This is a genomic window from Citrobacter sp. B72 (assembly GCF_016894305.1).
GTDB classification, from domain to species: domain Bacteria; phylum Pseudomonadota; class Gammaproteobacteria; order Enterobacterales; family Enterobacteriaceae; genus Citrobacter; species Citrobacter portucalensis.
On sequence record NZ_CP069802.1, the window covers coordinates 243684 to 259268 of the forward strand.

Here is a 15585-nt window from a genome sequence, read left to right on the forward strand (position 1 = left end):
TTACCGTTCTGCTGATTTTTCGGTTAAAGCGCCAAAACCTGGGTTTATCCGTTTTCGAGGCAAAAAAATAGAATCTGATCCTCACGTAACCCTTTGCCATTCTGATTAAAGGAGAAGTCCCCTACTGTCTGTGCACTGAATTCAGCACTGGATGAAGTTAGGACATGAAGTGCACATAGATCCCCTGCTTGACCTACCAATCACCGCCTTCAATGTTTAGATCTGGTGACCTTACAGCGACCATTTCTCTAACCGGATGGTCATTGTTGTCGTGGCTGCTCCCCAACAGCAGGCTTACCGTTCCGCTGGCAGAGTAATACATCGCGTCAGGAAAGTGCTCCCTGACCTCCTAAAGCAATTTGTTCATGCTGTTAGTTAAACGATAAAAGCGTCGGGCTGCGTTCGGCATAGCTTCTTCCAGGAGGTCAGAAGCATCAATCTCACGGCCGTTTATAACGCGGAGAATATCTTGCTCATCCATAGGTTACTCCCAGGCAATAAATCAAAGTGGCCAGGCAAAAGGAGACTCGCCTGGCATCAAAAAGAATAAAAGGTCGTTACGAACTGATAATGATGGCCAGGTCAGTTTGAGGAAGTCGGTTTCCTCTGATGAATGCTGGATGGCTTAAACGAGCAGATGACATGGTCATCGCCAGAAATGTCTCTTCACGCGAACGCAGCAATTCCCCCCATGAATAGGTTTCCCATACGTCGTGGGAAAGATCGGATTCCTTTATGTACCTTGACTGCATTGTTGGTTCAAAATCGACGGGAGCTAGACTGTCATAGGATGGATGTACACGGTACCCCAATTCTTCCTCCCTCTGATGGTATGCATGTGCCAAAAGGACATCATGGGAGACCAAGTCATAGTCTTTGTCCTGAACGAGCGTTTTTACGGTATGACTAATTTTTCCAAAGCCTTCAATTTCCCAGATTGTTATCATTGTGAACTCAGTTAAAGTCCGTGGGCTTTTTACCAGAAAGCCATTTAATGCACGTCGCCCCTTCAACATGACAACGTGGTAGGACTTGTTGGGATAAGGTTTCATTGCCACCAGCGAATCAGCTTTAAGCTCAAGTGACAATTCAGGTACAGAAACTGACACGAGAGTACACTTGTTTTTCATATGGTGAAGAATACGGGGCACAAGATGCAGATACATCATTTTCTCCTTTGAAGGGGCTTTGTTGAATAAATCGAACTTTTGCTGAGTTGAAGGATCAGATCACGCATCTTCCCGACAACGCAGACCGTTCCGTGGCAAAGCAAAAGTTCAAAATCACCAACTGGCCCACCTACAATAAAGCCCTCATCAACCGTGGCTCCATAACTTTCTGGCTGGATGATGAAGCTATTCAGGCCTGGTATGAGTCAGCAACACCTTCTTCACGAGGCAGACCTCAGCGCTATTCTGACCTTGCCATCACGACTGTGCTGGTCATTAAACGCGTATTCAGGCTGACCCTGCGCGCTGCGCAGGGCTTTATTGATTCCATTTTTTCTCTGATGAACGTTCCGCTACGCTGCCCGGATTACAGCTGTGTCAGCAGGCGGGCAAAGTCGGTTAACGTCAGTTTCAAAACGCCCACCCGGGGTGAAATCGCACACCTGGTAATTGATTCCACCGGGCTGAAGGTCTTCGGTGAAGGCGAGTGGAAAGTCAAAAAGCATGGCCAGGAACGCCGCCGTATCTGGCGTAAGCTGCATCTCGCCGTTGACAGTAAAACACATGAAATCATCTGCGCTGACCTGTCGCTGAACAATGTGACGGACTCAGAAGCCTTCCCGGGTCTTATCCGGCAGACTCACAGAAAAATCAGGGCAGCATCGGCAGACGGCGCTTACGACACCCGGCTCTGTCACGATGAACTGCGGCGTAAGAAAATCAGCGCGCTTATCCCTCCCCGAAAAGGTGCGGGTTACTGGCCCGGTGAATATGCAGACCGTAACCGTGCAGTGGCTAATCAGCGAATGACCGGGAGTAATGCGCGGTGGAAATGGACAACAGATTACAACCGTCGCTCGATAGCGGAAACGGCGATGTACCGGGTAAAACAGCTGTTCGGGGGTTCACTGACGCTGCGTGACTACGATGGTCAGGTTGCGGAGGCTATGGCCCTGGTACGAGCGCTGAACAAAATGACGAAAGCAGGTATGCCTGAAAGCGTGCGTATTGCCTGAAAACACAACCCGCTACGGGGGAGACTTACCCGAAATCTGATTTATTCAACAAAGCCCTTTGAAGGATATACCAGGCAGCTCCTCAGCAGCATCAAAATATTTAAATCACTCTTTAATTAGTAAACCACTGCTGATTAACTTCTTTTATGTTTCACAGAAATTATTCGTTTTGTTTCTGTTCGTTATACTGCTCAAACCAGAAGACGACCGGTTTTTCTACAATATGAAGCAACCCAAAACGTTCTGCGGTACGGAAATTCACGCTATATGCGCGAGCCCGTTCAACCTGTTTGGTAATTTCTTTTCTCATTCCTTCAACACTAAAAGCTCCTTTAAAAAGGTTGCAGGGGGCGCATGATGGAAATAAGTTTTCTATAGCATGCAGTTCAGGGTGCATAACCTTACCCGTACTTCGGGCAACATGAGTTACGCCGCTGCCGACAGGGGCTCTCACCAGTTCAAAGTCGCGTCGAACAGGCTCAACATGATCGGCATGCCACCCTTTTTCAGGAAGCTTGCAACCACAATAGGCACAACGCCCCCCAAATTTCATTCGCAGCTCAGCTCGCTGTATTTTAGAGATCTTATTTTTAGGTTTTGAGAACCTACCATCAGGTGATTCAGCTTTGGATAACTTTGCTGAGGGCTCAGGTAATTCAACTAAATTCCCGTTGATATTTATCACCTTGACCATATCATTTTCCGCCTTTACTAAGCTCACGGGCACAGGAACTGGCTTAAGTAACCGCTAAAGATAACAGCCACTGACTGCATCTACCCAGACCTTCTGTTTATACTCAATAGGCCACCCCTCTTTATCTGCCCGGATGACGCAATCATTTACCGTGGTGCGTGACCGGATACGAACATCAAGCGGAAGCGAATCGTTATCCACACGAGCCTGTGCCTCATTTAAAATGCGTAAAAACATCTCTTTGGTCATTCAGATACCCCCTCAACTTTGCGAATTTTGATCAGATGAGGGCGACTCAGTTTACAAAGTTGTTCTGTCGCTTCATCAATCGAATTGAACCGATGAGCCTCTTCGATATTTAAAGTCCAGTATTTCGCTTTCCCTTCTCCCAGATCGGACTCAAAATAATTTCGCTTTACATCCATTTTTTTAGGCCTGCCATTTATCTTGACGACATTATGTCTGTCATCAAAAAGAAATTCGTCCCCCTCAAAAGTGATTAATACAAATGGCCCCTCAGGCTTGGAAGTCCGGGAACTTTCCATTTTCAAAGTCATACTTCAGCCTCTCGATAGAACTCATGAAACGTCAAATTAAAATGGACTCACACCACACTGATTCAGTATTCCTCCTGAACCCCATTAGGCTCTGTTGTGATTTCATATTTAATTCCGCCAGGTGCTCCCACAGCGTCCGCGACCGACTCACACAGCAGCGAGAGATCGTTGAGGGTCATTGGGTGTTCAATGTCCAGCGTGAAGAGTTTCCCGGCTTGCTTGGCGGCTGTCTTGTCAGCATGTTCGGCATTAAAAAGGTATACGGTGTGTTTTTCCTGAGCGGGTGTATTTTGATTTTGCATTGATGATCCTTTTGTTTAGTTCCCCGATTCCGGGGGTGAGTGAATTAATTTAAATTTATATTCGTCTGGTTTAATTAGAACGTTTCCACGCTATGCGTAAACAGGTAATGCAAGGGCTGTATCAACAGGATTAAAGTTACTTTTCTGGATGCAGCAACGCTTGGACATGATGTCCACATTACATCACGATCAAAGCTAAGTTTTTTTTGTATAACCCCTCCATTTTCGTGTGTTTCGCGTTTCAGACGCTTATACGACCTGCTTGACCATCCTCATCAGAAGGCGGTTTAACAGTCCTTTCGCTGTCGGGCGATTGCTATCGACATAGTAAAAACCTGTTTTGGTCGTACCGTGAGCACTGCTCAGCACCCTCAGTTCCCAGATAACGTCACGGATAACGCCGCCATTTTCTGGCTTAAGGCATTCAGATAAATGGCGCATGAAACGAGCTCTTACGGCACGGTAATAGCGGAACTCCTCTGGCTGGTTAGTATTTTCTTTCACCCGGAGTCGCTGGTTACACAGAGTTAGAACTGCATCCATCATTCCCGCCTTCAGCTTCGCCTGGATCGCACCTTGTTGCTGTTCCCTCTCACCTTCGAGTAACGTTAAAATTCTTTCTCCGAGTGCCGTCTTGTTGTGTACGTGCAACTGAACACAGGCAGCTACGCATGCCCAGAATCTGAACTTTTTTATCTGTCCACGCAATTTCCGGGCTACAACCTGACGGTATGCAGAATCACTGAGTATTTTAAAACGCCGACTGGCAACCAGCTCTGGAAGCGACACTCTGTCGCCTATCCCCAGGCGGGAAAAGGTTTGTCCCCGTTGTGCGAGACGATGATAGACAGCGCCCTTGCCTTTTGAAATTCGGACCGCGCCATAACGAAGAAGATACTGAGCAGCAGTCGTTGGAGTAAACTCACCGTCAGCGATGCGCTGGCGTAACCCGTCGTATTCATGCCAGATAATCCAGGACGCCGTATCTTCTTCAACAGTCAGCTCATCCTCTTCCTCGAATGCCACGACGACAGAACTGCTCTCTCCGGTCTTTAGGCTACGTGAAGCCCTGGGGTCAGCCTGCCCGTCAAAATAGGTCATCAGCGGCAACGTATCAGTCAGTCCATCATAAGCTGTACCGAACCGGCCTCCGGGCAGTTTCATCCAGAGTGGAGCTGGCATTGGTGTACGGGGCACAGGCTGCATGTCAGGCTCATCCTCAAGAAGGTCCAGATCGGCCTCTTCCCAGACCCTGCGATAGATCTCAATTGCCCGAAACGGGCGAGGGTTGAAACAGTGCAACGACCAGAGGAAATCAACGTGGATCACGTTTGCTTCCTGTACAAGCCGAAATTGTGGCTCAGCCATACGACGGTTATAAGCCGTATCGTCAACCTCGCCGGAAAGTAGCTTTCTGCGATGCTCTGCCGCACGTCTTGCTTCAACATAATCAAGGCTGCAACAGGCATGAAAAAGACGTTCAGTCAGGGACGAAGAAAAGATATTGGGTTGAAGACGCACATATCCGCCTTCGAACACTTTACGACCGATATAATCCCGCAGGCTCCAGTCGTACTGGATCTTAGAAAGAAATCGCTGAAGACGACTCAGGCCAGCCTGATAACCGTATTTCTCCGGGTCAGTTCGAAGGAGCGTTTCCATTGAATGGTCAACCCCTACTGCTGTGCAAAGCGAGCACCCATATCGAGCCCCACAAGCTGATGTTCGAGTGGGTTTCTCCGGCGACCAGATACACTCCCCGGTGGCGTCTTTATAAAGCGTTGCCAGGCTGAAGTTATCCGGCATAAAGCTTGGTAAAGGGAAGCGTGATTCGGAACCACAGGCCATCAGAAAAGACCAGATGTCCTGAGTGCGCCACTCCTTTACCGGATAGAGTTCACCACCGTGCTCAGTCAGGGTTACTTTCCTCGCCTGCCCTCCCATTTTGAGGATATTTCCGGCCCTTCGGGCACTTTCATCATCCCTGGAGCCCAGCATCAGGCATACCCTGCTTCGAACGGATGCCGGGGCGTTTTTCAGGTAACGAGCTTTGGCCTGGCGCAGGGGCGCGATTTTGTAGTCGGTTGAGCACTGTCGGGTAGAAGAATTAGTCCAGGTCGGAAGTCCGCGCCCAGTCAGAATGCGGCCGACCCAGCTCTGCGTAAGAGACGGTCGGGCGACAAGGACTGTGACCGGTAGCTGGTGTTCAGCAATGAACATTCTGAGCTGGTTGAGAACCTGTGAAGCCTGATAGTGCATCTCAGGGTTTTCGATCAGCGTATCGGACATCTGAATGAAATGATGTTCGCTGATATTTGTGCCGTTACGTACTGCCCTGATCAATGCCATCAGAAACAGGTGCAGAAGAGAATGGGAGTCTTTGCCGCCACTGTATCCCACGCACATTGTCCAGCCGTCCGTAATAGCCTGATAAATAGCAGATGTGGCTGACATGACCAGAGAAGAAAGACTCACAGTCTCCTTTTCATCGGTATAGTTCAGATCGGCATCGGTTGTCAGGGTCTCCCAAACATCCGCCCATTTATCATGTTTCAAAATGGCAGCATTAGCCGCCTCAGGAAAAATAACTTCTGAGGATAATTCAAGGAATGAGTCGCTTTTTTCAATAAACATATATTTTCCTGAACCACGGTATATGCTGCATCACTGATATTATTAGAACTTTAAAATAACTACAGCGCAACCATTTAGCGAAATTATATTAAATCAAAATCACGCGGATTTAATGTCAATATATATAAAAATAATCCATTGTAATTTAATCACCCGGCACAGCTATTAGTTATAGGTTGGCGGCGTAATAAATGCCGTATTATTTGTTTTCAACTCAGACAGCGGAATAAAAGGAGTGTTAAGAGTCATGTCATCACCACAATGGCGTGGTAGAGCTGAAAGCTGAAATGAATCTTTCATCACCCTAATAACCGGGCATTCCGTACGTGCTGATGGCATTACTTCCCGCAGCATCGCTTCCTGCTTTATGCTGTCGCTATGCTTATATTCATCCATGTCTTTTATTTCTTGAATTTCATCTTCACCACAAAATGACCAGTTAGCGTCATAGAAGTAAAACTCAGTTAAATGAAGATCGTTTTCTTTCACGTATGCCGCCAATTTGCGGATACGCTGTTCAAGCATTGTATCTATCCGTAAGGAAACACTCTGCGGAACGTCACTTGCAAATTCATTGATACAATCAACGGTAGAAACTATGAATTTATTGGTCATGGCAGGCTCCAGGCCACCGGGGAAACCGGTGGCTACGGTAATTGGCAGGCTTAAGCGCCGCAAAGGGTGTCAAGGGAAGGGAGAAGCTTGCTCAGCTTGTCGTAATCGAGCGGAGACAGTTCTGTAACGAGTTCGACCGAAAGACTAGTGTTGTCTTCTTCACACAGAATATAGATTCCGTCTTCTGGCTCTTTTCCGGCACATGCCTTCAGTCGTTTGTTAACGACCTCCTGGGCTGAATCCGCTACGTCGCAGCTCAGGACATAGCTTGCCACATAGCTGCTCTCACCGTGGTAATGCGTCACTTTACACAGAGCATACTGGATACCGGCTTTGTGAGCCTCATTCATGAGACGAGAAAACTGACAGCCATCCTGGTAATAGTGGGTATCCTTTGTGACCAGAATAGTCATACCCCCAAATTCATCTGTCCGGCTTTTACTGCATGTAAATGCAGCAGTAATTGTTACCATTTCCGAGAGGTCGAATACCGACAGCACGGCAGTTGTGAGGCAAATTGCATGGTCAAGATCAATGGTCTCTCCATGAAAAACTGCCAGCCCACTGCTGGTAACTTCTGTTGCGAACAACAGTTCATAATTGCAGTCTGGGCAGGATGGTTGCCCAAAGCTCGGCTCAGAAGGGTCATACTCAGGGTGGTTCTCGATAATACTGAGGATCAGCTTCTCAGTCAGAGAACAATCTGTCAGTGGCTTATCAAGCAAACGCTCACCTTCTGCAATTTCTGCTTCGGTAACGAATGTGATTGCTTCTTGTGCCATTTTTGCCTGCTCCTGAGTGCAGGGAATAATAAACGACGCCTGAGTATAATTATCTGCCACAGTTGACTCCTTGATTATTTAATTAATGTATTTGATGAGAAGATCATAACAAATACACTAATACCAACTAATAACCTGAAGGCGTTTTTTTAGAAAAAATATTAAGAAGAAGAATATGAACACTACCTCATCTTAAATTAATATCATTCAGGATTAATATTCATTTTTGCAAATAAAAACCGCCAGACGGCGGCTTTTATAAAGAGGGAAATATCATTGGAAGTTGAAATTACTTCACGGCAGGCCGACAAATTACGCGACTGCTGTGAGCTGAAGCGAAACTTGTAGAGGAAACTATAATCACCTTTTCTAAGTCGTCGGCACTGTCAGCAATATGATGCCGGAAAGCCTCCTCTGCATCACCAGGGGAGTCGGCTTCGACCAGGTAGGCCTGATCATCATCATCAAACATAATGCGCCCGGAAATGAGATAAAGTCGGCTCAAATCTGGCGTTGCTGCGCTCGTGCTTCGTTCGTTCAGATTCATTTTTTCTCCGTCTGTTGCTCGTAAAAAGAATGACGCCGGTTTAAAAGGCGTCGCCAGGGTTCGGGCTAAAACGCAGGGTTGCCATCGAGGAAGCTCATTGGCTGGCCAATAGCGGATGCCACCCTGAGAATTTCACCTGGTGTGGCATAACGCAGCATTTCAGAGCGTCCAAATTTCTGATACTCATCTACTGACATCTTTCTCCACTCTGGGTGAGGATCTTTTCCGCACAGTGACCAGTTGCTTTCAGAGGAATCACGACGGAGAACGTACACATCAAGCGAGGCTGTAAGCCCACTTCCATATCCCCGCTGCGCTACAATACGAACCTGAGAACCATCGTCGCGTTGCAACGTCTGGGTTAATTTCGTGATAGGATCCTGAGAATGCATGCCATTTACCTCGTTTTCAAAAGATTTACCGTAAGTAAATGATACCGAATCGAGAATTCTGGCTAATAGGTCAGAAGAAAAAATAATGAATATTTTTGAAGTGTAGGATAATGATTAGAATAAAATGGCCTGAATAAATCGCTAGCGGTTAAATCCGCTTATTTCAGAGAAGCTCTGATTTAGTAGTTAGGGAAAACGATGCGGTGAAAAGTAACTTTTACACCGCAATTCAGAAAAAAGTTTCAATTAGTCACATTACGAATAACCCGGCTTACTTTCGCATGTGCGTTCCCCTGGATGTTAAAGTAAAGCCCCTCAGGCAGACTCGTCGCCCACTTAACTCCTCGCTCAGCCATACGCTTCGGTGTTTCCAGCCAACCACGAGGAATATTGCCCGTAACGTCACCGATAACCCGTGAAATGCATGCTGCTACCCGGATGCCGCCGGGAATATCGCATTCGGATTCAACAATATGCATAACCTCAAATAAAGCACCATGCCGCTGGACATGATCGCCAATGTGCAACTCGATAGGAGAAACCATTTCTGTATCTGACTTCATATCTGTCCACCTTTAATTTAGAAACCGTCTAAATTACCAATATAGTTAATGTACCGGATGTTAATTCAACAAGTTCTGTATCACAACCATCAGTTTTTTTTGTTGGGTCTATATCGGAGAAACAAGTGAATATTGAATACACTCGTTAATACAGACAACCGGAAATGAATGGCACCCTAATTATCTCTGCGGCGTATGCTAAGCCGTTAATATTGTCATTTTATGGTAGAAACAATGCAAAATGAATAAACCGCTTGTCGCTTCAAACCACTTTATCAAAACCGTTAACTTGCATTAAGCCCGATACAGTTCGGCGAGCTCGTCCAGCATGGGGTTACTCTTATATCCCGGTGCGGCCGTAAAAAGGTTTCGGGAAATCGCCAGCCATTCCATGATTTTGTCCGTCGCCAGCCAACGTCTGCCAAGTCGCTCGGCTGCGATGGGAACTTTATGCAGGCCAGCGAAGGGATCTACAACAAGATCTCCCGGCTCTGTCAAAAACTCAATCAGAAACGCTGCAAGCCTGGTAGGAGACGTTGCACCATGCAGCGGAAAACCTAGCTCGCGGGCAATGGAATGGCAAAATCTCGTATCAGCGCAGCTATTGCCGTAAAACAAAGTATTTTTGGGGATCGTTCCTTCTGTTTTATTTCCAAAGGATCCGCTTTTAAGCTGGTACGCCCCATCACCATAAAAGGTCGTGCGATTTTCACCGCCTGCTGCCTGCAATTTAAGATGCTGCTCTGAATGCGGTTGCAGTACACGTAAGTTGTTTGAACGAACCTTACTCGCATCATTGGTAAACCACAGCACAGGCTCATACGATGAGCAGAGCTGCACTCGTTGCTTACATGCCCAGTGCGTTGGCGATGGGGGCTTACTGCGATTCACCCACTGAAGCCTGTCCATGAGCTCAAGCCCCAGCTTGTCACATAATGCCAGTGTCAGACGCTCCAGATACAGAGAACGTGAAGGCCTGCCCCTATTAAAGCTATCTTGAGTGATATTCAATGCCACACTTGCGCCGGGTACAAGCTGTTTCACGATCGGTTCGAGGATACGCAGAAGCCAGTCAATATAAACCTGCTCGCCACGCCCCCCGCCATGCCCGTAGTCTCTTGAATTTCGAAGGAGGTAAGGCGGCGAGGTCAGGCAAAGATGAATTTGCTCTGTGATATTGCTGAAGAAGGCATAGGCGTTTCCAAAAACCGATGCCCCAAGAGAAGTTGAGAAACCGACAACACAGAGCTTTTCCCATGACTCGTGTAGGTTTGTTTTCGTCTTAGAGGAGTATCTCCAGACGCCCCGTTTTTCTGGAACGCGTTCGATGACTCCGGCCTGCCGAAGAGTCTGCTGAAACCAGCGTACTTTGTGTTTGACGCCGCTGGTTCTGGTTTTATCTGACCCAAATTCTTTCAGTTCGTGCAATTCGGCATCCGACATGCCAGTTTCACGCTGCACTTCGCGATAAAGCTCGTCGTTGCTCAACGGCAATTCGGAGGCTGCGTAGATCCGTGCAATTAAATCCGTAGAAATCGTGCTCATCAGCCATCCTTAATGGAGATGCAGTTTAAATATCGGCCTGATGGTTGGAAGGGGGATTACTAAATCAAACCGATCTGTTTATTTATAGGCTTTGTCAGGTCATGCAGCACAGCTGGGCATGCGCAAAGAGACCCAGTCTTCTTTAGCGGAGACACCTTCAAAAGTTGTACTCAATCAGCCCCAAGATTTTGAAACTCAATGTGCTTTTGCTCACACTCCTCCCTGCCCCACGAGCCCTGCCATTCACAGATGTCCCGGTACTTAATTTCCAGCTTATCCATCTGTGAGAGGTTAGCTGTTGCGAAGTCTGGCCATATGTCGTGCCAGCATGCGTTGTACGTGACGCCTGCTGGTGGGCAATACATCATTGCATCAGCATGGATAATTTCAACGCGAGGATCGTTTGCAAACGAGGCCGCAACGAGGTTAATAACGTCCTGTTCTTTTTCAATTACTGTTACATGGGTTACATCTTCTTTTTGAAGAATGGCGTGAAGCACCATCCCCAGACCAAGACCATTAATGAGCACGCGCCCGGTGGCTCGCTCTAAAAAATCCTGGCAGGTTCTGATCTCCATCGGGGTATTGGACATCACCACATCCCAGCCGTTGGACAAACGCCGATATCTACCGGGCGGGATAAACTCGTCTGTATTACCTGTATACTCGGCACGAAGGGCGAGGCTCATCGCCTTATCTGCGGTAATTTCGAATGTGTCCAGTTTCCAGGTTCCGGACGTGCCGTCTTTAACGGGTAAATCAGAAAAGCAGCTCTTCATCAAGGCAACCAAAATTCCAGTAATGTTGTTACGCTGAACCTATCACAAACCTGCTCTTAATACAGTTATCAGGAGTGACAGCGATCTTTGAGGAATCGTTTAAATCACGGGCATCCTGTAGCGGACGCCCGATATTTAATCAAATGTCGCAGGTGTTAAAGGAAGCGTTGCAAAGTTGCAACGTCTTCTGGAGCAACCTCCACGCAGCTCCTGACACTGTAGTGATTTTCGCCGTTGTAGTCGTAAACCCCACCGTCTTCAAAACTCAGCTGTTCAAGCTCGCCATGGCACTCTGAAATGAGTGCCGTCTGGCAAGCATTTTTCTCACAATCGCTGACGAGTAACCGAACATAGCTATTCTCATGGTCGCCGTTTCGGTTCTGGATTTTAACGATAAAGTGTTTTTCAGACATTTGTGCCTCCAGCACAGTTTGAGGTTAATTTAGCGTTGCCCCGGCTCACCGGGGCAAGAATAAATCAACCCTTAATGAAACTGTGCCCCCAGGTGTTAGGCTTAAATGCCTGCTCTTTGATATATGTTTTCATTACCTTGCAGGTTTTTTTCAGGGCTTTGGTATTGGCATCGGTTACTGAGATAAAATGGCGAGAATAACGGTTTTCCCGGTATTGCTTATCAGCGTTTGGGTCAATTGCTTCGCTTTGCAGGAGTCCTTCGTGCCTGCCAATTACTATTACGTAGTTCATTTCACCTGAAACACGATCCGTGAGTAATTGAATGGAAATATCAGTCGCTCGCGTGGCCTGGCTAGCAGAAATTTTTGCATGTAAGAAAGCTCCCTTTCGAAAGTTGGCCGGAGTCAAACCTGTAATATCCTCGGTGCTAAAATTAAGTGAAGATAGAGTTGAAAATAAATCACAGCTAATGACTTCAGTATTATTAGACATAACCCGGCTCCGCTCATATTCATGTTAAGGTAATTATATCAGGTTGATAGCATTACCTAATAACTTGGTGGCAAAAAGTTGTGGTTTTTGATTAACTAAAATTGATGTTCTCAATACTGCTCAAGAATTCTTTCTTTACACCCGGAGTAAAAGGTATACGTTCAATGTATTTATAAAGCGTCGCAAAGGTTTTGGTTTCAATGTTTCGTGAAATAACATCATCAATCGGGTCTTCGAACATATTAATAAAAACATCAATATGCTGCTCTCCGCTTTCTGAAGCTAAAGAGAGAATACAGACCACTTCAATGTAGCGGTTATCCTGCTCTGCAATGAACAACCAGTGCCCTTCGTTAAAGGCTGGTGCAGCACTGAAGCGTTTTACAACAATTTCTGAAAGAGCATATCCTGCCTGATCCAACAGATTAATAAAGTTGAGTTGAGTTGAAACCACGTCTAACGCTTTCATAAAACCTCCTTTTCATCTGTACTTATTATACTGTTACCCATCCCCCCAGCTAATAACCTCCCAGCAAACTTTCAAAAAAAATACCACCTTTAATTAGAATTGAACACATCCTTTTTAAATAACAAAAAGGATTATGAAACCCACAATGTTTGTGATGTGCCACCAAGGAAAAGTAACTTTTATGTGCTCATAAATCTTATTTCGTATTCACTTTCCTTTGTCTTTCGGTCGTAGATTATCAGGGGAAGCATAAGAAGAATATGTGAGGTTTAAGCAAATGCGGTGATCGGGCATTATAATTTGGTGAGGCTATTATAAGTGGATAAAGATAGTCGTAGGTATAGGATCAGGTTAAATTGCATTTTCCCGGTTGCCTTCCCTGGCCTACCGGTTTCAGCTCAGATACTAAGACCAGCGGTAATACTTAAAATATTCCTCATTTGCAGCTATAAACTCCCTCAAACCGTTCATTAATCCCTTCTCAAACGCTGTCACGATAAACCGGTAACCGTCCAGTGTTTCAATGTAGTAAATACCGCCTGGTGTAATTCCAACATGCAACACCTCGGCTGTCATCATAAACTGGCCTTCCGGAAAATCATGCGAAAGGTAAATGAAACCAGTAGTGGCCGATGCGGGTGTGGCATTCACTAAGACCCCGTTAAACTGCTGCCCGTGCCTCGCCGGTACAAGCTCACTTCCCCTGGTTGACTTATCAAGCAGCCTCTTAACATCTTTTTCTTCTTTTAACGAGGTATAGACCCGCACATCACTGTCATCACCTGGGCGAGAGCCGGTGCCAACATGAGCAAGACGACGGTAAGCACTGCGCATATTAACGTGGCAGGATGCCCCTGCTCTACCCTGAAGCCTTACGCCAAAGTCTTCGCAAAGTAACAAAATCTGACGTAGCTGGTTTTCATGCACGGACGCTGAGAGTGAAAGATTGAAACAGGAAAAGGTCAGTTCTAAAACCTTTTCGCGTTTGTCATTGAAATGAGCTTCCAGCCTGATGACTGGCTTTTCCGACATTGCAAAAGCTTTGTCCGTTACTCTGTACCGGCATTCATCTCCGAAACATTCTTTAACAACGCTGGCTATGACCGTGTCGTGTTCTCCATCTTCCGGAGCTGGCACAAAGATTTCAAATTGTGCCGGTGTATCCGGCTCAAGCAGAACGGGATAGAGACGCGGAGAATTAAGCAAAGCGCATTCAGAATTAATGAGCTTAACCCAGGCGCTTTTGTCGTCCGGATCCTTAAGCTGCTGTCCAAGGTTATCGCAAAAGTCAACTATCTGACGGGTATGCTCATCCGTGACTGCACAGATCAGGTTAAGACCATGCGTGGCCATACGCAGTTCCCGGGTTCGGGACTGGGAATTGATCGACCAGGGGTTAAGTGAAAGCGAAATAGGGCTTATGGAAGGGACGACCGTCTCATTCTGCAAATCTGTAAGCTGGCAGTTCGCAGTAGGCTTCGGGGAAAGGGTACTAAATATGTAACTTGCCTGTTGTTTAGTACTGGCCTGGATATAAAACATCGCGTCCATGCTTGTATCCCGGGATGAAATTGAAAATAGCTTCATTTTTAACCTTAATGGATGAGCGATTTATAGTCATGTGCAGACAAATGAACATTATGTGCGCCATCATTCCATTCAAAGAATAATCGATACTTAGAGTTTACTCGAATGGAGGAATAACGGTTTGACGTCATTCTTAAGCGTTCATAACGCAAGCTGTTGGATAATAACTCCCGCTCACTCTGGACATTATCCAGCGTTTCAAGTCGACACAGAATTGCGTTAATAATTTCAGAAGGAATACCTGCCGTTGTTTTTCCATTACGGAAGAACTTTTCAAGCCGTCTGTCTTTAAATGAATGGATCATAGTTCCTCCGTAATAATTGACCTTAAAATTAAATTAAAAGGGCTTTGAATTAATGAATACCTAAAATGCGGGCGGCAACTGCCAGCTGCTTATCACTTAACTGACGCTGGTGGGTTAAAGAAGACTTAAGGCTTTCCAGAAAATTATTACTACTGGATTGTTGGGTGATTGCATCAACCATTTTTTGATGAGACCTGCACCATGCTGTGAACGCAGAACTGTGGGCGCTTTCAGTCCTTAAACGCTCGTCTTGCAGGGATGCTGACACTTTGCGGGCAGCTTGCGCATTAATGCGGTACAGCGCATTCAGCGTGTAAGCAGTACGGGTCGTTTCGAGGCTGTAACCCGTGGCTTTACAAGCCATACAGCGACTTCTATAAAAATGCTTACGCTCTCCCCGCCCATTGCATTTATCGCAAACAATACGAAAAGTATATTCCGCAGTACCTTTTACAGAATCAACACAGCGGATTTTTGCGCTGGAGATTTCAATTCCACTGCGATCATAATATTTGGTCATAATGTGATTCCTCCGGTTAGTTCTGGAGTAATCATGACAGAATGAATCTACTGGCTAATAACCTGAGAGTAAATATTTTAAAAAAACATTGAGAGAGGGTCTGCAAATTTATACACGAAGGATTCAAATATAATTTGTTTAAAAAATTAAGAGCATTCTGAAGTAAAATTGCATCAAAAAGCATTCATGGATAAATCATGTAC

20 protein-coding genes are annotated in these 15585 nt (G+C 46.1%); 1 reads left to right on the forward strand and 19 read right to left on the reverse strand.

All coding sequences use genetic code 11. The annotated features are described in order from the left end of the window. Window positions 1–557: 557 nt before the first annotated feature. On the reverse strand, window positions 558–1169 hold the full coding sequence (locus JQN59_RS25380; protein ID WP_239484232.1) for a DUF6012 family protein: 612 nt from the start codon (window positions 1167–1169) through the stop codon (window positions 558–560). 47 nt (window positions 1170–1216) lie between these two features. Between JQN59_RS25380 and JQN59_RS25385 the strand changes: the two genes are divergently transcribed. Beyond that, entirely contained in the window at window positions 1217–2185 is a 969-nt protein-coding gene (locus JQN59_RS25385; RefSeq protein ID WP_004099053.1) for an IS5-like element IS903B family transposase, read from the forward strand. Between the two features lie 160 nt (window positions 2186–2345). Here the strand turns inward: JQN59_RS25385 and JQN59_RS25390 are convergent, their stop codons facing one another. The 18 genes from JQN59_RS25390 to JQN59_RS25475 form a co-directional block, all read right to left on the reverse strand. Continuing rightward, window positions 2346–2879, reverse strand: coding sequence for an HNH endonuclease (locus JQN59_RS25390; RefSeq protein ID WP_000241452.1), 534 nt, complete (start codon window positions 2877–2879; stop codon window positions 2346–2348). Window positions 2880–2933: 54 nt separating this feature from the next. Next, the gene (locus tag JQN59_RS25395; protein WP_000159617.1) at window positions 2934–3128 is read right to left on the reverse strand and encodes a hypothetical protein; all 195 of its coding nucleotides are present in this window, start codon (window positions 3126–3128) and stop codon (window positions 2934–2936) included. Further along, window positions 3125–3436 carry a hypothetical protein gene (locus JQN59_RS25400; protein WP_000172888.1) on the reverse strand — a complete coding sequence of 104 codons (312 nt, stop codon included), beginning with the start codon at window positions 3434–3436 and terminating at the stop codon, window positions 3125–3127. The genes JQN59_RS25395 and JQN59_RS25400 overlap by 4 nt, the downstream gene beginning before the upstream one ends. A 62-nt stretch (window positions 3437–3498) precedes the next feature. Then, window positions 3499–3738, reverse strand: a complete 240-nt coding sequence (locus JQN59_RS25405) for a hypothetical protein (protein WP_001180999.1) — start codon at window positions 3736–3738, stop codon at window positions 3499–3501. Between the two features lie 249 nt (window positions 3739–3987). Beyond that, window positions 3988–6372, reverse strand: a complete 2385-nt coding sequence (locus tag JQN59_RS25410) for a phosphoadenosine phosphosulfate reductase domain-containing protein (RefSeq protein ID WP_000469469.1) — start codon at window positions 6370–6372, stop codon at window positions 3988–3990. A 165-nt stretch (window positions 6373–6537) separates the two neighbouring features. Beyond that, window positions 6538–6987 carry a hypothetical protein gene (locus JQN59_RS25415; protein ID WP_000182312.1) on the reverse strand — a complete coding sequence of 150 codons (450 nt, stop codon included), beginning with the start codon at window positions 6985–6987 and terminating at the stop codon, window positions 6538–6540. A 50-nt stretch (window positions 6988–7037) separates the two neighbouring features. After that, a complete protein-coding gene (locus JQN59_RS25420) occupies window positions 7038–7829 on the reverse strand; it encodes a hypothetical protein (protein WP_000774871.1) in 792 nt (263 codons plus the stop codon). A 229-nt stretch (window positions 7830–8058) separates the two neighbouring features. Next, window positions 8059–8316 (reverse strand): hypothetical protein, encoded by a 258-nt coding sequence (locus JQN59_RS25425; protein WP_001052325.1) that lies wholly within the window; start codon window positions 8314–8316, stop codon window positions 8059–8061. A 65-nt stretch (window positions 8317–8381) separates the two neighbouring features. Then, on the reverse strand, window positions 8382–8708 hold the full coding sequence (locus tag JQN59_RS25430; RefSeq protein WP_000556022.1) for a hypothetical protein: 327 nt from the start codon (window positions 8706–8708) through the stop codon (window positions 8382–8384). 242 nt (window positions 8709–8950) lie between these two features. Continuing rightward, window positions 8951–9271, reverse strand: coding sequence for a hypothetical protein (locus tag JQN59_RS25435; protein ID WP_000834113.1), 321 nt, complete (start codon window positions 9269–9271; stop codon window positions 8951–8953). A gap of 294 nt (window positions 9272–9565) precedes the next feature. Continuing rightward, entirely contained in the window at window positions 9566–10816 is a 1251-nt protein-coding gene (locus JQN59_RS25440; protein WP_000104393.1) for a site-specific DNA-methyltransferase, read from the reverse strand. A 170-nt stretch (window positions 10817–10986) separates the two neighbouring features. Beyond that, window positions 10987–11595 carry a hypothetical protein gene (locus JQN59_RS25445; protein WP_000833775.1) on the reverse strand — a complete coding sequence of 203 codons (609 nt, stop codon included), beginning with the start codon at window positions 11593–11595 and terminating at the stop codon, window positions 10987–10989. A gap of 155 nt (window positions 11596–11750) precedes the next feature. Further along, window positions 11751–12008 carry a hypothetical protein gene (locus JQN59_RS25450; protein WP_001290639.1) on the reverse strand — a complete coding sequence of 86 codons (258 nt, stop codon included), beginning with the start codon at window positions 12006–12008 and terminating at the stop codon, window positions 11751–11753. Between the two features lie 64 nt (window positions 12009–12072). Further along, window positions 12073–12501, reverse strand: a complete 429-nt coding sequence (locus JQN59_RS25455) for a hypothetical protein (protein ID WP_000069824.1) — start codon at window positions 12499–12501, stop codon at window positions 12073–12075. Window positions 12502–12592: 91 nt separating this feature from the next. Next, window positions 12593–12970, reverse strand: coding sequence for a hypothetical protein (locus JQN59_RS25460; protein ID WP_000645320.1), 378 nt, complete (start codon window positions 12968–12970; stop codon window positions 12593–12595). Window positions 12971–13375: 405 nt separating this feature from the next. Continuing rightward, complete coding sequence (locus tag JQN59_RS25465) at window positions 13376–14521, reverse strand: hypothetical protein (protein ID WP_000339750.1); 1146 nt, start codon at window positions 14519–14521, stop codon at window positions 13376–13378. Between the two features lie 44 nt (window positions 14522–14565). Further along, complete coding sequence (locus tag JQN59_RS25470; protein ID WP_000581857.1) at window positions 14566–14862, reverse strand: type II toxin-antitoxin system RelE/ParE family toxin; 297 nt, start codon at window positions 14860–14862, stop codon at window positions 14566–14568. A gap of 49 nt (window positions 14863–14911) precedes the next feature. Next, the gene (locus JQN59_RS25475; RefSeq protein WP_000170639.1) at window positions 14912–15382 is read right to left on the reverse strand and encodes a hypothetical protein; all 471 of its coding nucleotides are present in this window, start codon (window positions 15380–15382) and stop codon (window positions 14912–14914) included. Window positions 15383–15585: the final 203 nt, after the last annotated feature.